At 53.4% G+C, this 16539-nt stretch carries 14 protein-coding genes; 6 read left to right on the top strand and 8 right to left on the bottom strand.

Annotation, left to right across the window (positions count from 1 at the left end; genetic code table 11):
- Positions 1-18: 18 nt before the first annotated feature.
- On the top strand, positions 19-459 hold the full coding sequence (locus tag LQK91_RS09485; RefSeq protein ID WP_003850033.1) for a YccF domain-containing protein: 441 nt from the start codon (positions 19-21) through the stop codon (positions 457-459).
- Positions 443-2602 (top strand): YccS family putative transporter, encoded by a 2160-nt coding sequence (gene yccS / locus LQK91_RS09480; protein WP_008925881.1) that lies wholly within the window; start codon positions 443-445, stop codon positions 2600-2602. Before LQK91_RS09485 ends, yccS begins: the two co-directional genes overlap by 17 nt.
- Here the strand turns inward: yccS and LQK91_RS09475 are convergent.
- A complete protein-coding gene (locus LQK91_RS09475) occupies positions 2599-3228 on the bottom strand; it encodes a TfoX/Sxy family DNA transformation protein (protein WP_003850036.1) in 630 nt (209 codons plus the stop codon). The two genes, yccS and LQK91_RS09475, sit on opposite strands and share 4 nt — an antisense overlap.
- A gap of 210 nt (positions 3229-3438) precedes the next feature.
- Between LQK91_RS09475 and sulA the strand changes: the two genes are divergently transcribed.
- Together sulA and ompA are read left to right on the top strand one after the other, a co-directional pair.
- Positions 3439-3930 (top strand): SOS-induced cell division inhibitor SulA, encoded by a 492-nt coding sequence (gene sulA / locus LQK91_RS09470; protein ID WP_003850038.1) that lies wholly within the window; start codon positions 3439-3441, stop codon positions 3928-3930.
- Between the two features lie 350 nt (positions 3931-4280).
- The gene (ompA, locus tag LQK91_RS09465) at positions 4281-5351 is read left to right on the top strand and encodes a porin OmpA (RefSeq protein ID WP_039660959.1); all 1071 of its coding nucleotides are present in this window, start codon (positions 4281-4283) and stop codon (positions 5349-5351) included.
- A 97-nt stretch (positions 5352-5448) separates the two neighbouring features.
- Here the strand turns inward: ompA and matP are convergent, their stop codons facing one another.
- Positions 5449-5916 carry a macrodomain Ter protein MatP gene (matP, locus tag LQK91_RS09460; RefSeq protein WP_008925878.1) on the bottom strand — a complete coding sequence of 156 codons (468 nt, stop codon included), beginning with the start codon at positions 5914-5916 and terminating at the stop codon, positions 5449-5451.
- A gap of 53 nt (positions 5917-5969) precedes the next feature.
- Here matP and LQK91_RS09455 point away from each other — a divergent pair, with 53 nt between their 5' ends.
- Positions 5970-7841, top strand: coding sequence for an AAA family ATPase (locus tag LQK91_RS09455; protein ID WP_105099335.1), 1872 nt, complete (start codon positions 5970-5972; stop codon positions 7839-7841).
- Between the two features lie 68 nt (positions 7842-7909).
- Positions 7910-8428, top strand: coding sequence for a bifunctional 3-hydroxydecanoyl-ACP dehydratase/trans-2-decenoyl-ACP isomerase (gene fabA / locus LQK91_RS09450; RefSeq protein WP_008925876.1), 519 nt, complete (start codon positions 7910-7912; stop codon positions 8426-8428).
- 68 nt (positions 8429-8496) lie between these two features.
- On the opposite strand, the gene rmf is transcribed toward fabA, so the two are convergent.
- From rmf to rlmKL, 6 genes are all read right to left on the bottom strand, one after another.
- On the bottom strand, positions 8497-8664 hold the full coding sequence (gene rmf, locus LQK91_RS09445; protein ID WP_008925875.1) for a ribosome modulation factor: 168 nt from the start codon (positions 8662-8664) through the stop codon (positions 8497-8499).
- A gap of 279 nt (positions 8665-8943) precedes the next feature.
- Positions 8944-9513, bottom strand: coding sequence for a membrane integrity-associated transporter subunit PqiC (pqiC, locus tag LQK91_RS09440; RefSeq protein WP_105099336.1), 570 nt, complete (start codon positions 9511-9513; stop codon positions 8944-8946).
- Entirely contained in the window at positions 9510-11153 is a 1644-nt protein-coding gene (gene pqiB / locus LQK91_RS09435) for an intermembrane transport protein PqiB (protein ID WP_008925873.1), read from the bottom strand. Before pqiB ends, pqiC begins: the two co-directional genes overlap by 4 nt.
- Positions 11140-12408: a membrane integrity-associated transporter subunit PqiA gene (gene pqiA, locus LQK91_RS09430; RefSeq protein WP_008925872.1), complete on the bottom strand. Its 1269-nt coding sequence runs from the start codon at positions 12406-12408 to the stop codon at positions 11140-11142. The genes pqiB and pqiA overlap by 14 nt, the downstream gene beginning before the upstream one ends.
- A 14-nt stretch (positions 12409-12422) precedes the next feature.
- Positions 12423-14339: an ABC transporter ATP-binding protein gene (locus tag LQK91_RS09425; protein WP_105099337.1), complete on the bottom strand. Its 1917-nt coding sequence runs from the start codon at positions 14337-14339 to the stop codon at positions 12423-12425.
- Between the two features lie 6 nt (positions 14340-14345).
- Positions 14346-16460 carry a bifunctional 23S rRNA (guanine(2069)-N(7))-methyltransferase RlmK/23S rRNA (guanine(2445)-N(2))-methyltransferase RlmL gene (gene rlmKL / locus LQK91_RS09420; RefSeq protein ID WP_039660952.1) on the bottom strand — a complete coding sequence of 705 codons (2115 nt, stop codon included), beginning with the start codon at positions 16458-16460 and terminating at the stop codon, positions 14346-14348.
- Positions 16461-16539 lie beyond the last annotated feature (79 nt).

Below are 16539 nucleotides of genomic sequence, written 5' to 3'. Positions count from 1 at the left end.
CAAAAGGAAAAGACGATCATGCGCACCGTTTTAAATATTCTTAATTTTGTCCTGGGTGGCTTTTTCACCACGCTGAGCTGGCTGTTTGCCACGTTAATCAGTGTCGTGCTGATTTTTACCCTGCCACTGACCCGCTCCTGCTGGGAAATTACAAAGCTCTCGCTGCTGCCGTTTGGCAACGAGGCGGTGCATGTCGATGTGCTTCGTCCTGAAAGTAAGAGTCATATTCTGAATACCGGCGGAACTTTCCTGAATATTTTCTGGCTGATTTTCTTTGGCTGGTGGCTCTGCCTTTCACATATCTCGGTGGGGATTGTGCAATGCATCAGCATCATCGGTATTCCAACAGGGATTGCGAACTTTAAGATTGCCGCTATCGCCCTCTGGCCGGTTGGACGCCGCGTGGTGTCCGTGGAAGAGGCGCGCGCCGCGCGCGAAGCCAATGCCCGCCGCTATTAATATGATGTCGGATGCAGTGCCTGGCTGGCGAAAATATCTGTTTAATAGTACGTGGCGCTATCTGCTGCGGATTTTGTTTGCGCTGAGTGGCTGCGCTGCCATCCCCTGGTGGCTGCATCAGATTGAGTGGACGATTCCCTTAACGCTGGGGGTGGTCGCGGCTGCGCTGGCCGATCTTGATGATCGCCTGGCCGGTCGTCTGAAGAATCTGCTGATTACCCTGCTTTGCTTCTGCATCGCCTCCGTTTCAGTAGAACTCCTGTTTCCCTATCCGTTCGCCTTTATTGTCGGGCTGGCGATCTCGACATGGGGCTTTATTCTGCTGGGTGCCCTGGGCCAGCGCTACGCCACTATCGCGTTTGGTGCGCTGCTGATTGCGGTCTATACCATGCTCGGCATCGGGCTGTTCAGTCAGTGGTATATGCAGCCGATGCTGCTGCTGGTCGGCGCGCTGTGGTACAACCTGCTGACGCTGCTGGGTCATCTGATGTTTCCGGTCCGGCCGGTGCAGGAACAGCTGGCTGGCAGCTTTTCACAACTGGCGCGTTACCTTGATGCCAAAGGGAATCTCTTCGATCCGGATGCTGGCGAGCAGGATGACGCCGCGTTTATCGATGCGGCGATGGTCAACAGCCAGTTAGTGGCGCAGCTCAACCTGACCAAAACTACGCTGCAGAGTCGACTGCGTGGCGATCGCGGATCACGCGGTACCCGCCGTAGTCTGCACTACTATTTTGTGGCGCAGGACATTCATGAACGGGCCAGCTCGTCCCATTTGCAATATCATCTGCTGCGCGGTGACTGGCGCTATAACGAAATTCTGTTTCGCTTCCAGCGTCTTCTTAACATGCAGGCACAAGCCTGTCGCCAGCTGGCACACTGCATTCTGATGCGTGAAAGATGGGTGCATGACAGTCGATTTGAGCGCGCGTTTGAACGATTACAAAAAGCAATTGAACGTCTGGAGCAGCGCGAGCCTGAGGCCGAGCATACCCGTGCCCTTTTCTGGCTGCTGCGCAATCTGCGCGCCATTGATGCCCACCTTGCCTCCATCGAATCTGAACAGACGCTGGCCGGTGAAGATCCTCAGCACAGCGATAATCTGCTGTCACGCGAAGGATTAAGTGGCTGGAGTGACATCAGGCTGCGCTTTAGCCGTCATCTCTCTCCCTCATCGGCGCTATTCCGGCATGCAGTTCGCATGTCAGTCGTGCTCTGTATCGGCTATGGCTTCATTAAGATCACCGGACTCGAGCGGGGATACTGGATTTTGCTGACCAGCCTGTTTGTCTGCCAGCCCAACTACAACGCAACGCAGCGGCGACTGGCCTTACGTATCGGCGGAACACTGGCGGGCATTGCTATTGGTCTGCCCGTTTTATGGCTGGTGCCCTCAATTGAAGGGCAGTTAATCCTGATTGTGATTTCCGGCGTGCTGTTCTTCGCTTTCAGGCAGGTACAGTATGCGCAGGCCACGCTGTTTATCACATTGCTGGTTCTGCTCTGCTTTAACCTGTTAGGGGAAGGCTTTGAGGTCGCCCTGCCACGCGTAGTGGACACCTTACTCGGCTGTGGCCTGGCCTGGCTGGCTGTGGCGTTTATCTGGCCAGACTGGCGCTTTCGTCAGTTGCCGGCGGTGGCTGAACGAACCCTGAAAGCGAACTGCCGCTATCTGGATGCGATCATGGAACAGTATCATCAGGGCAAGGATAACCGTCTCGCCTATCGCATTGCCCGCCGTGACGCACACAATGCAGATGCCGAGCTGGCATCCGTGGTTTCAAACATGAGCAGTGAAAGTCGCACCAGTCAGAAACTGCGCGAATCGGCTTTTCAGCTGCTTTGCTCAAACCACTCGTTTCTGAGTTACATTTCTGCACTCGGCGCGCACCGTGACAAAATTACGGCACCAGAACTGCTGACCTTGCTGGATGATACAGTTTGTTATGTTGAGGATGTGCTTCAGACGGACGTAGTCAGCGATGAGCATGTTGAAACAATGCGCCATCAACTGGCTCATCGCATCAGCCAGTTGGCCGCAGATGCGGATGTGCGTGCGCCGCTGGTGCTTCAGCAACTCGGACTGCTGGTAGCCTTAATGCCTGATGTGGCTCGCCTGCGCCGCACGCTTATTGCTGATTAGCCTTCTTCGCCTCTGAAGTCTGGTTTCGATAAAAGCGTGCGTTGAAACCATGCATTCAGCTCGGCACGGGTGGCCAGTGGCAGTGCGGCCGCATGGTGGCCCGTAATCGCACCCTGCAGCGCCAGTAGTGTCTGAAATCCAACGTGCTGGTTGATCGCTTTTAACTTCAGCCAGCACTGTTTGGCTCCCATCTGGTAAAGATGATTGACACTCATCACGCCCGCCTCGTACAACATGACTTCCATGCGTACACTGAGATTAGGCAGATCTTTCAAACGCGGAGAGGCTTGTCTGTGCTGCAACTCGCGCTGTGCCGTTTCTAAAGAGGCCGCGGAGAGCGTCAGAAGATGGTCAGGATCCCGCCATAAGGCTTCATCGACCTGAAAGTAATCAAGCTTCACTGACTTGCCCCGTTTGCGAAAAATCAGGGGCTGGAGCGGACGGTCGGTAATGTAATCCCGCAAGGGTTCACTGGCCCGCAGGTAGAGTTCATCTTTATTAATTAACGCGAAAACCACGCTTTCGACAGCCAGTGCATAGCCACCAAACTGGGTCCGGGACTCAATTGTTCCCAACGGGCCCAGGTGCGCTCTGGAGCGCTCGACAACCGGATTAATCTTTTTCATTGCACCACCTCCATGTAAGAAATATCTGGTAAATTACGTTGTGTATCAGGTAATTAGAAGATAAAAAAAAGTGGCAGCGTGTTCAATGAATAAATAGTGCTTCAACTAATCTTGTCGCGTTTTTGCGAGGCGTTTTCAGAAATTTGGGTTGATCTTTATCCAGGATGACAGTACTGTATATTCATACAGTCCACTGCTGGTGATTAACTTATGCGAACACAACATCCTAATAATGCACGCTATGCTCATCATTATGCGTCCTCTTCTGTTCCGTCCACGCAGGGTGGTGGAATTACTGAGTTACGTTACAGCGAGCAGCCCGGTATGATGCAGATGATGCTGTTGCCGTTATTACAGCAACTGAGTCAGCAGTCACGCTGGCAGTTGTGGTTAACACCCGCACATAAACTGAACCGCACCTGGTTGCAGGAATCAGGCTTACCATTAGATAAAAGTATGCATATCGCCGATTCTGAACGTCTGAATGCGGTTGAGGCGATGGTTAAAGCGTTGCGTACGGGAAATTACAGCGTTGTTCTGGCATGGATTCCGTACGATCTTGATGAAAATGAGCGTCGTCAACTTGAAAATGCGGCAGCTGAGGGTGAAGCGCTGGGTTTGATTTTGCGGGCCAGTGGGACAACGGAAGCGCCTCTGAGACCGCAAAGTGCGATAAAAATTCAGTCGGATTTGTTTCATTAAGTAAAAATAAGAAGTTTCCCAGGCTATTATTCTTATCAGTTGTCGCTAAACCACTGATTCTGTTAGTTCGAGCTGTGACAATGGGTTAGCAGGTTTTTTGGGCTTTTTGCTGCGACGTTACGACCATCCTAATTGTTAGAAATTGTGTATAAACCGCTGTTTTTTTACAGTAGCGCCTCACATCATACTTGTAAGTTTCCAATCTCGTTGTAGACTTTAGCTCGCCAGGGTGCTCAATAACCTCCGTTTTTTGCGGTAGAGTCATAAGCGAGCGTTTTGACCCGGCGAAGGATTTAAACCAAGAGCAACCTTTTTGCTCATTGCCTATTTGGATGATAACGAGGCGCAAAATGAAAAAGACAGCTATCGCAATTGCAGTGGCACTGGCTGGCTTCGCTACCGTAGCGCAGGCCGCTCCGAAAGATAACACCTGGTACACCGGTGCTAAACTGGGCTGGTCTCAGTATCACGACACTGGCTACTACGGTCACGGTTACGAGAACAATGACGGTCCAACTCATGAAAGCCAGCTGGGCGCAGGTGCGTTCGTTGGTTATCAGGCAAACCCATACCTGGGCTTCGAGATGGGCTATGACTGGCTGGGTCGCATGCCTAATAAAGGCAATGTGACTAACGGCGCATTCAAAGCACAGGGCGTTCAGCTGGCTGCTAAACTGAGCTACCCAATTAATGACGATCTGGACGTGTATACTCGTCTGGGCGGCATGGTATGGCGTGCGGATGCAACGCAGACTAACTCAACTACTGGCCGCATCAGCGACCACGACACCGGCGTATCTCCGCTGGCTGCAGTTGGTGTTGAATATGCGCTGACTCAGAACTGGGCTACCCGTCTGGATTACCAGTGGGTTAACAACATCGGTGATGCACAGACCGTTGGTGCTCGTCCAGACAATGGCATGCTGAGCGTAGGCGTTTCATACCGCTTCGGTCAGGATGACGTCGCTGCTCCGGCACCAGCTCCGGCTCCAGCACCAGCGCCAGTTGTTGAAACCAAGCGTTTCACTCTGAAGTCTGACGTTCTGTTCACCTTCAACAAATCTACCCTGAAGCCAGAAGGCCAGCAGGCTCTGGATCAGCTGTACAGCCAGCTGAGCTCAATGGATCCTAAAGATGGTTCCGTTGTCGTACTGGGCTTCACCGACCGCATCGGTTCAGAGCAGTACAACCAGAAACTGTCTGAGAAACGTGCTCAGTCAGTCGTAGATTACCTGGTCTCTAAAGGTATCCCTTCTAACAAGATCTCTGCACGTGGCATGGGTAAATCTAACCCAGTTACCGGCAATACCTGTGACAGCGTGAAAGGCCGTAATGCCCTGATCGATTGCCTGTCTCCGGATCGTCGCGTAGAAATCGATGTTAAAGGCATCAAAGACGTTGTAACTCAGCCACAGGCTTAAGTTTACATGTCATAAAAAACCCCGCCAAGGCGGGGTTTTTTTATGCCAGTAATAAAGCTGGCATCAGGCGTTCAGGGATGACATTGCTCCCGTTACGTTACTCGCTTTCAGAGCCTGAATTACCCAGGATCGCCTGCAAATCCTGTTTCAGGCTGGACATCTGAGTGGCATATTTCTCTTTACGTTCTGCATCTTCTATCAACTGAACAATTGTTTCAGAAAGCGTGCAGCCGCGCCGCTGTGCCAGTCCCGCCAGTCGTTGCCAGACCAGATATTCAAGGTCGATGGATTTTTTACGGGTGTGCTGATGTTCAGCATTGAAATGGCGTTTTCGCCGGGCACGGATAGTCTGTTTCAGCCGATTATCCAGATCAGAATGGATATGTTCCGCGATCCATTCATTCACCGTGACCGGATTATTTTCCATCGCCAGAAGCTTATCGACTGCAGCCTGCGCCGCACTTAATTCAAGGTGACGCGTGATCAGTTCACCTTCCCGATGTTTTTTCACCAGGTATTTCCACTTCCATCCACATTCAAGATTTTCGAGTTGCTGGTATTTCATCGGAATCTCATCGTGATCACGTAACGAACTAAGAATAACAGCTTTTTTCCCGGATGCAGCAACGAAAAACATGCTGTCATCATCACATCTTCAACAGGAAGTCTGCAGTGCTTAACAAGGGTGATTCCTGTATAATCTCGCTTTTCTTAATACAGACAAATGCGATTATTTTGACCAGCACCCAACTTACGTGGCAGACCTTACAGCCGGATAGCGCGCAATACCAATCCGTTTTCTCCCGAATTGCTGATGAAGAAACTGATGCTCTGGCAACGGTACAGCCCCGTTTGCTGAATGCACTTGCGCATTTACACCATCAGACGCAAGGGTTCCCATTACTGCTGGTTCGTAGCCAGGAGAATCGCGATTATCTGGCATTCATTGCCCAGGCCGCACAACGGGTTATGGCCGACAGTACCACGCTGTATGGTGGTGATTACCATATCATGGCAGATAATGTCACGCTCCAGCCTCCCTCCGATCCGCAACGCCCGTTCACCAGTCAGGGTGGTATTCACTTTGCTGAGTGGATTGAGATGGAACAGTTGTTTGGCTGCGTGCGCCAGTATAAAGATCGCATCCAGCTCGAGCCGGGCCTGATACATCGCGCTAACGGCGGCACGCTGGTGCTCTCCTTGCAAAGCCTGATGACGCAGCCCATTCTCTGGTTGCGCCTGAAAAAGTGTATTGAACAGGGCTATGTCGAGTGGACATCCCAGGACGAACGCCAGCCGCTGCCGGTTTCTATTCCGCCTCTGCCACTCAGCCTCAATCTGGTCCTGTGTGGCGAACGTGAAACGCTGGCAGATTTTCAGGAGCTCGACCCTGAAGCACACGAAATGGCCATCTATACTGAGTTTGAAGAGAATATTCAGATTCTGGATGAGGATGACATGCTTGCCTGGTGTCGCTGGAACGCAGAACTGGCACAGCAGGCGGGGCTGCCCCTGCCGGAAGAGGACTTCTGGCCCGAGCTGATTAAAGAAGGCGCTCGCTATAGCGGCGATCAGGATACCCTGCCACTTTGTCCCCGCTGGCTCCAGCGTCAGATGCGCGAGTCAGCCCTGATGGGCGATGAACAACTCAATGCTGAAGCGCTACGTGATGCGTTGGAAGCGCGCTTATGGCGCGAGAATTATCTCAATGAACGGATGCGTGATGAGATCCTGCTGCGGCAGATTCTGATTGAAACTGAAGGTGAAGTTGTCGGTCAGATTAATGGTCTGTCAGTGGTGGAATTTCCTGGCCACCCGCGCGCCTGGGGCGATACTTCTCGCATTACCTGCGTAGTCCATCCTGGTGATGGTGAGTTCATGGATATCGAACGCAAAGCGGAGCTGGGCGGGAATATCCATGCCAAAGGTATGATGATTATGCAGGCTTACCTCACTGCCGAGCTGGAACTTGATCAGCAACTGCCCTTCTCGGCCTCAATGGTGTTTGAACAATCTTATTCCGAAGTGGATGGTGACAGCGCCTCGCTGGCTGAACTCTGTGCCTTAATAAGCGCATTGGCAAATCAGCCCATCAATCAGCAAATTGCTGTCACCGGCTCGGTCGATCAATTCGGCAACGTGCAACCTGTGGGCGGGCTGAATGAGAAGATCGAAGGCTTCTTTGATATTTGCCATCAGCGAGAACTGACGGGCCAGCAGGGAGTGATTATTCCTGCCTGCAATGTGCGTCATCTTAGTCTGAATCAGGCTGTTGTCACGGCGGTTGAGCAGGGTCGCTTCCACATCTGGGCCATTGACCAGGCCGAGGAAGCACTGCCGCTGCTGACGGGGAAAATCTGGAGTACCGAGGATGGTCTGGGTGATTGCCTGCTGAATACCATCCAGGAACGCATTAGCCTGTTCAACCAGCCGGACGGTCCGCAACGTCCCTGGGCGCTGCGCTGGCTTAACTGGTTTAACCACCGTTAATCCGATTTGCTCAGCGTACAACTGTTCGCTAATATTCGTGATTCACTAAAACAAGGCTTATTGAAAACATGGTAGATAAACGCGAATCCTATACCAAAGAAGATCTGATTCTGTCAGGTCGTGGTGAACTGTTTGGCGAAAATGGTCCGCCGCTTCCATCCGGCAACATGCTGATGATGGACCGCGTGGTCAAAATGACCGAAGACGGCGGCAAATATGACAAAGGCTTTGTTGAAGCGGAGCTGGATATCAATCCCGATCTCTGGTTCTTCGGTTGCCACTTCATTGGCGATCCGGTGATGCCGGGCTGCCTGGGCCTGGATGCCATGTGGCAGCTGGTTGGTTTCTATCTGGGCTGGCTGGGCGGCGAAGGTAAAGGCCGTGCACTGGGCGTGGGTGAAGTGAAATTCACCGGTCAGGTGTTGCCAGAAGCGAAGAAAGTTACTTACCGCATTCACTTCAAACGCGTGATCAACCGTAAACTGGTGATGGGCGTGGCAGATGGTGAAGTGCTGGTTGACGGTAATCTGATCTATACCGCCAGCGATCTGAAAGTCGGCCTGTTTAAAGATACCGCCGCTTTCTAAGCGTTTCCTCCGGAAACAAAAACCTCCGCGCATGGCGGAGGTTATATTCCCTTTTCAGTGACATCCGGTTATGCAGCTACCGACCTGTCCTCCATGGCTTGTCGCCAACCTCCCAACCAGTGAGACTTAGCGTCAATCAACTGATACGGACACATCTCTTTTGAGCGTCCAGTAATGCCTGCCTGATAACCACGTGAATGGGCGCGTTCGAGGCGGTCTCGTTTCTGTCTCTTCATACTCCGTGTCCCTCATGTAAGGTCTGTGGAATCTGGTGGAAAGAAAAGTGGTGATTTAATGTTCAACCACCCTTATGTTCTACCTCCTGCGAATCCAAAGATCAATGCTCAATCTTCATGCCAGTGTCATAAATGTGACCTTAATCGGTAAAAATAACGGCGTTTTGTGATGCACACATCAACACCATCTCTCTGATTAAGCTAATAAAAAAGCCCCTGGCCGGCGTCGAAAAATCACGACAACCGGACAGGGGCTTAGCTTATTTATTCACATTAATCTTAATTTAACGCAACCACACTGTTGGCAATCTTCTGCGCAGTCAGTTGCCAGCCCGCCGCCAGCGTACGGACCATAGCATCATAGCCATCTTCGGTTTGCGGCAGAACCAGATTAAACGCCTGCTTAGTCAGACGGCCCTGATGTTCCAGCGTCCATTCACCACTGACGATCGCTTTGCCATCGTAACGTCCCTGGAAGCCGGTGACCGTCACGTTAAGCGTATCGTGTTGCGCACCTAACGGTGAACCGGCCACCAGCCGGCCTGGCAACGCCTTGCTCAGGTTAGTGATCAGCGTCTGCTGCAACTGCTGATCGAGCGGACTGGCCCAGAGATTATTTGTGGCGATGACATATTTGACATCGCTGGTCTGATAAACCAGTCCATTGCCTGCCAGATAATCCGGCACCGTCACCTGCTGCACCCACAGCATCGGCTGCGCTTCATTCAGCTGGCTGCTGCTGACCTGCATGGATGCCGCCCCGGAGGGCAGCTGATACCAGGTATTGTCAACGCTGCTACTGCACGCACTTAACACCAGCGCGGCACAAAGTATCAATCCTTTCTTCACTGTTTCGCCCTCTTCGGCTGGGGATCCTGTCCCGGTTTCGCCTCAAATACCAGCGCATTGCTCTTATTGTTGAGCGTTCTCAGTACCGGCTGAAGTTCACGCAGTACCTGATCCAGTCGCTGCATATCGCCTACCACTTTGGTGTAAGCTGGCGAACCTGGCTGCAGGCCCTTCATGCTGCGGTTCAGCTCGCGCAATGTCTGCTGCAGATCTTCCGGCAGCGTTTTCATCGCCGGACTGCCAGTGACTTTGTTGATGTTGTCGATGGTGCGCTGCAGATCACGCATCGTTTTCTGGCTCTCTTTCAGTGTACCTGTGGCTTCGTTAACCATGCCGTTCAGTGGAAGACTGTTGATTTTATCCAGTGCCGCCATCAGCTTCTGCTGAATCTGGCTCAGGCCACCACTGACCGTTGGGATCACTTCATAGCCAGAGACTTTCTGTGGTCCTTTATAGGCTGGCGCATTGTCATAGAAGTCGAGATCGACATAGAGTGCGCCCGACAGCAGGTTGCCCGTTTTCAGCGTGGCACGCAGACCGCGTTTCTTACCATCCTGCAGATGCTGTTCAAGATCGAAATTTTCACCCAGCCGGCTGATAAAGCGATCCGGCTCAATACGAATCAGTACCGGTACGCGGTAATCATTATTCAGCGCCTGATCCAGGCCTGCTTTCATCAATGGCGCTTCAGAAACGGTACCCAGACGAATACCCCGGAACTCAACCGGCGCGCCTGCCTGAAGACCACGAATCGAGTCGGTGAAGAACATCAGGTAATCAATATGGTTGGTATAAAGTGAGTCCTGAATACTGCGCTGATCGTCAAACAGATGATAATCAGATTTGTTCTGCGCAGGCTCACCCAGTTCCCAGCCATCCGGCACATCAAAACTGACGCCACCACTGAAGAGCGTCGTGAGCGAACCCATTTCTACGCGCATGCCAGAGGCAGACATATCCACGGCGATACCGCTGTCCTTCCAGAAACGCACGTTGGTCGTCACCAGGCGGTCGTAAGGCGCAGCGACAAACAGCTGATAGGTCATCATACGTTTATCAGTATCAAAAACGCTGGTCTCAACCGTACCGACGCGATAGCCGCGGAACAGCACCGGATCGCCCGGATTAAGCTGACCCGCTTTTTTGCTGTCGAGAATAATGCGGATACCTTTCGCATCTGGCGGCGCTAAAGGAGGGGCATCGAGCAGGTTAAACTGTTCTGGCGCTTCACTTTTGGTGCCGGGCTGTAATTCAATGTAGGCACCTGACAGCAGCGTTCCCAGCCCGCTGATGCCTTCACGTCCTATTTGCGGTTTCACTACCCAGAAAACACTGTCTTTATGCAGCAGTTTTCCCATACCCGCATTAAGACGGGCCTTAATTTCTACATGGTGGAGATCGTCGCTTAACACCGCGCTCTCCACGATACCGACATCCACGCTGCGACTTTTAATTGTGGTTTTACCCGCAACAATGCCTTCGGCGTTTTCGGTGATTAAGGTGACTTCAGGCCCCTGATGGCTGAAATGGTAGAACAGGATCCACCCGCCAATTAACAGCGTAACGATGGGGACAATCCAGACCGGCGACCAGCGCTTAATCTGTTCCACCTTTGCATGGCCGTGGTTAGTTTCCGTCAAGGCGCGACTCCTTCATATTGTTTTCGCGTACACGATCCCAGGTTAATCGCGGGTCAAAGGTCATGGCAGCAATCATGGTGATAATCACCACCATCGCAAACAGTACTGCCCCCCACGCGGGATAAACATTCATTAATTGCCCCATACGCACCAGCGCAGAGAGCACGGCAATCACAAACACGTCAATCATTGACCAGCGGCCAACAAATTCAACCACTTCATAAATTTTGTGCATCCTGTGGCTGTCACGCCGTCCGCGCCCGCTGGCATCCCAGCAGAGCCAGCCAATCGCCAGCATTTTTAGCGTAGGCACCATAATGCTGGCGATAAAAATCACCAGCGCTACCGGATAAGAACCGTCATCCCACAGCACAATCACCCCCGCCATAATATTAGAGGGATACGCTGTGCCGAGGGTTTCCGTCACCATGATCGGCAACAGGTTGGCGGGGATATAAAGCAGTATGGAGGTAAACAACAGCGCCAGCGTCCACTGCAGGCTGTGCTTTCGTCGCGCCTGCGCCGTTACGCCGCAGCGCGGACAGGTATGCTCAGCTTCAGGCAGAATGGCCGTACAGCATGGGCAGGAACGCAGGCCCTGCTCTAAACCACTGATGCCCACTTCGGGCAGATGAGGTAGCGCGGGTCGGGGGGAGAGACTCTCCCACAACTCGCGCCGGTCAACGCACTGAAAGGCCCGAAGTTGTAACAGACAAAACAGCACCCACGGCCAGAAACTGGTCTCCAGGCCAATCTCACCGTAGGCCATCAGTTTGACGAAGCTGACCAGCACGCCCGCCATAAAAATTTCTGCCATGCCCCAGTTACGCAGCTGAAACAGGATGCGTGCCAGACCAATTTTAAGTCGGGTTGGAAAAGGAACCGGATTGACCAGCAGTATAATGGTGATCATGCAGAAAGCCGGGACCGCCTGCACAAAGAGCAGGAACAGCGTCGCCAGGCTGCTGTAATCTTCCGTCACCATGACCTTGGGGATCTGCGAAAGTGTAATCTGGCTGGTCAGCCCCGCAACTTTCATTGAGACAAAAGGAAACAGATTCGCCAGCAGCAGCATAAACAGTGCTGCCAGCGCATAGCCCGTCGGTCGTTTGCGCGGCTCGTGCCAGTTGGCCGTCAGGGAGGTGTGGCAGCGCGGGCATGATGCACGGCTGCCAACGGGAATGTCCGGCAGCTTAATCATTAAATCGCATTGTGGACAAAGTATCCACGCGTTACTTTTCACTGCTGAACACATCCGTTAGCCCTGCCCTACGCGCCGTTTTTCAGTGACTCAAGCTCTTCCCAGCGCGCAAAAGCGGTTTCCAGCTCCTGCTCAGCCTGCGCCAGATTATCCAGCACCGGCTGTGTCTGATCGTGTGCCTGACTGAAGAAGTCCGGGTGACTCATCTTCGCCTGCAGTTCGCCGATGCGCGCCTCCAGCTGCTCCAGTTTTTGCGGCAACTGTTCCAGCTCTCGCGCCAGGTTGTAGCTGAGTTTATTTACGTTACGCTTCGCATCACTCTTCTCTGCGGCAGGCTTAGCGGTATTAGCCGTCGCTTTTGCGGGTGTGGCAGCTCTGTGCTGACGGTAGGCGGCGCGCTGCTGCTGAGCATCGTGATAACCGCCTACAAAGGTGCCGATTTCGCCGTTACCTTCAAAAATCCAGCACTCAGTGACGGTATTGTCGACGAACTGACGATCGTGACTGACCAGTAAGACAGTGCCCTGATAACCATCAATCAGCTCCTCCAGCAGCTCCAGCGTTTCGACGTCGAGGTCGTTGGTTGGTTCATCCAGAATCATCAGGTTGCTGGGACGCAGGAACAGACGCGCCAGCAACAGGCGGTTACGTTCACCACCCGAAAGTGCGCGCACCGGCGTCATGGCACGTTTAGGATGGAACAGGAAGTCCTGCAGATAGCCCAGCACGTGGCGCGGTTTGCCGTTAACCAGCACTTCCTGCTTGCCTTCGGCCAGGTTGTCCATCACGGTGCGATCCGGATCCAGTTCAGCGCGATGCTGGTCAAAGTAGGCCACTTCCAGCTTGGTGCCGGAATGCACGCGGCCATGATCCGCTTTTAATTGCTGCAGCATCAGACGCAGTAAGGTGGTTTTACCGCAACCGTTCGGTCCAATCAGCGCAATTTTGTCGCCACGCTGAACCTGGGTTGAGAAATCCTTCACCAGCACTTTGCCGTCGACCGCGTAGTCGACATTTTCCAGCTCAAACACAATTTTGCCGGAGCGGGACGCTTCGCCCACCTGCATGTTGGCTTTGCCCATGACTTCGCGACGTTCCGAATGCTCACGACGCAGCGCTTTCAGCGCACGCACACGGCCTTCGTTACGTGTACGACGGGCTTTGATGCCCTGACGGATCCACACCTCTTCCTGCGCAAGCTTGCGGTCGAATTCTGCGTTCTGCATCTCTTCAACGCGCAAGGCTTCTTCTTTGCCTTCCAGATAGAGATCGTAGTTGCCCGGCCAGGAGACCAGCTTGCCGCGGTCGAGATCGACGATACGTGTCGCCATGTTGCGGATAAACGAACGGTCATGCGAAATAAAGATGATGCTGCCGGTGAAGTTCTTCAGGAACGTTTCCAGCCAGTCGATGGTTTTAATATCGAGGTGGTTGGTTGGCTCATCCAGCATCAGCACGCGCGGGTTACTGACCAGCGCACGGCCCAGCGCCGCTTTACGCAGCCAGCCGCCAGAGAGCGACGACAGTTCGGTATCGGGCTGCAGACCAATCTGCTCCAGCACGTCATGGATGCGACTTTCCAGCTGCCACAAATTCTGATGGTCGAGAATAGTCTGCAGACGCGCCATCTCATTGAGGTTTTTATCGCTTGGATCGTCCATCACCACATGGGAAATGGCGTGATAGGCTTTCAGATGCTCAGCCTGCTCTTCAACGCCCTCAGCCACGAAGTCATAGACCGAACCGGTGATGTTACGCGGTGGATCCTGTTGCAGACGCGCAACCACCAGATCGGTTTCATAAATAATGCGGCCATCATCCAGCGGCTGTTCGCCGTTGATGATTTTCATCAGTGTGGATTTACCTGCACCGTTACGGCCCACCAGACAGACGCGTTCGTTCTCTTCAATGTGCAGTTCGGTGTTGTCTAGCAGCGGCGCATCGCTGAAGGAGAGATAAGCGCCGTGGATACTGATTAATGACATGTAATCTTATTCCTTACCGGCGTGAGTGATCAGCCAGCAGTTGTGAATTTGACGGTTACGCGCGAAGTCCTGCGACTGTGTTTTCTGGGTAATATCCTGCGCCTGCAGGCCCAGTGCTTTCAGGCCATCCATGTCCATTTTGAAACCGCGTTTGTTATTGGAGAACATGATGGTGCCGCCGCGTCGCAGCAGGCGCTTCAGGTTACGCATCAGCATCATATGATCGCGCTGAACGTCAAAGCTCTCTTCCATACGTTTTGAGTTGGAGAAGGTTGGCGGATCGATAAAGATCAGGTCAAAATTCTCGTCACTCTCATTCAGCCAGCTCAGGCAGTCTGCCTGCATCAGGCGGTGCTGACGCCCGGTCAGTCCGTTAAGACGCAGGTTGCGCTCCGCCCACTCCAGATAGGTCCGCGACATATCGACCGTGGTGGTTGAACGCGCCCCACCCAGACCGGCATGCACACTGGCGGTGCCGGTATAGGCAAACAGGTTCAGGAAATCTTTGCCCTGGCTCATCTGGCCGAGCATTTTACGGGCAATGCGGTGATCGAGGAACAGGCCGGTATCGAGATAGTCGGTCAGATTCACCCAGAAATGCGCATTAAACTCTTTAACTTCGAAATAGTCGCCCTTTTCGCTGAGCTTCTGATACTGCGCTTTGCCTTTCTGACGCTCACGCGTTTTCATAATCAGACGGTCGGCAGGCAGTTCCAGTACGCTCAGGGTCGCGCTGATCACATCGAACAGGCGCTGACGCGCTTTGTTCGGATCGATCGTTTTCGGTGGCGCGTATTCCTGGATAATCACCCAGTCGCCATAGCGATCGACAGCGACGTTGTAGTCTGGCAGATCGGCGTCATAAATGCGGTAGCATTCAATGCCTTCCTGACGCGCCCACTTCTCCAGCTTTTTCACATTTTTACGCAGACGGTTCGCGTAATCTTCCGCAATCTGACCGGCGCTTTCATGGCTGTTGACCGCCAGCTGATAATTTTTCTGAACGCAATCCAGCGGACCGTTTTTCGCTTTGAACTGGCGGTCGGCACGCAGTTGCAGGCAGCTCAGCAGTTCAGGCGAGGCGCTGAACAGCGACAAATTCCAGCCGCCAAAATGCTGCTTCATCAGACGTCCAAGCTGGCTGTGCAGCGCAATGAGGGCGGGTTCGCTCTCCAGACGTTCACCGTAAGGCGGATTGCTCAGCACCGTGCCATGCACAGCCGGATCGACCGGATTGGTCAGCTTCAGCAGGTCCTGTTGAGCAAAGGTAAAGAGTTCATAAACGCCTGCGCGACGGGCATTCGCCTGCGCCCACTCCAGCACGCGGCCATTATTATCATAGCCAAAGAAGCGCGCCTGGGTGGCGGCGGTGCCCGCACGGGCACGCGCCTGCGCCTCGGCTTTCACGTCCTGCCACAGAGCCGCATTAAACTGGCTCCAGGCGGTGAAGCCCCAGTGCTTGCGCAGCAGGCCTGGTGCGCGATCGCAGGCGATCAGTGCGGCTTCAATCAGCAGCGTACCGGAACCACACATCGGATCGATCAGCGGCGTGGTCGGCTCCCAGCCAGAACGCAGCACAATCGCTGCGGCCAGCGTCTCTTTCAACGGTGCCTGACCGGTTTGCTGCCGATAGCCGCGCTGATGCAGCGAACTGCCGCTGAGATCCAGCGCAATACTGGCACGATCGTCATTCAGCCAGACGTTGACACGGATATCCGCCTGCTCACGATCGACATTCGGCCGCTCGAGGTTTTGACGGGTAAAGCTGTCCACGATGGCATCTTTCACTTTCAGCGCGCCAAACTGGCTATTACGAATCGAGTCGTTGGTGCCGCTGAAATGCACGACAAACGTTTTGTCGCTGCCGAACATCGTCGGCCAGTCCACGCTCTGTACACCCAGATAGAGATCAAGATCGCTGTAGACGCCAAACTCTCCCAGCGGCAACAGGATGCGTGATGCTAAACGACTCCACATCAGACTTTGGTACATGGCGCGATCGTCGGCTTCGTAGTGAACGCCTCCCTGCACCACTTGCAAATCCTGCGCGCCCAGCGCGTCCAGCTCACTTTTTAACAGCTCTTCGAGCCCACGCGCCGTGCTGGCAAACAGAGAATTCATATCGTCACTTTTTAACTCTTGAGAAAATTGTCGCGCATTATAGCGAATCGGAGACCTATGTCATAAAGTTAGCTTCTTT

This window comes from Pantoea sp. MHSD4 (assembly GCF_021043305.1).
Taxonomy (GTDB): Bacteria; Pseudomonadota; Gammaproteobacteria; order Enterobacterales; family Enterobacteriaceae; genus Pantoea; species Pantoea eucalypti.
The sequence above is the reverse complement of the archived record's forward strand: the minus strand, read 5'-3'. Positions and strand labels throughout refer to the sequence as shown.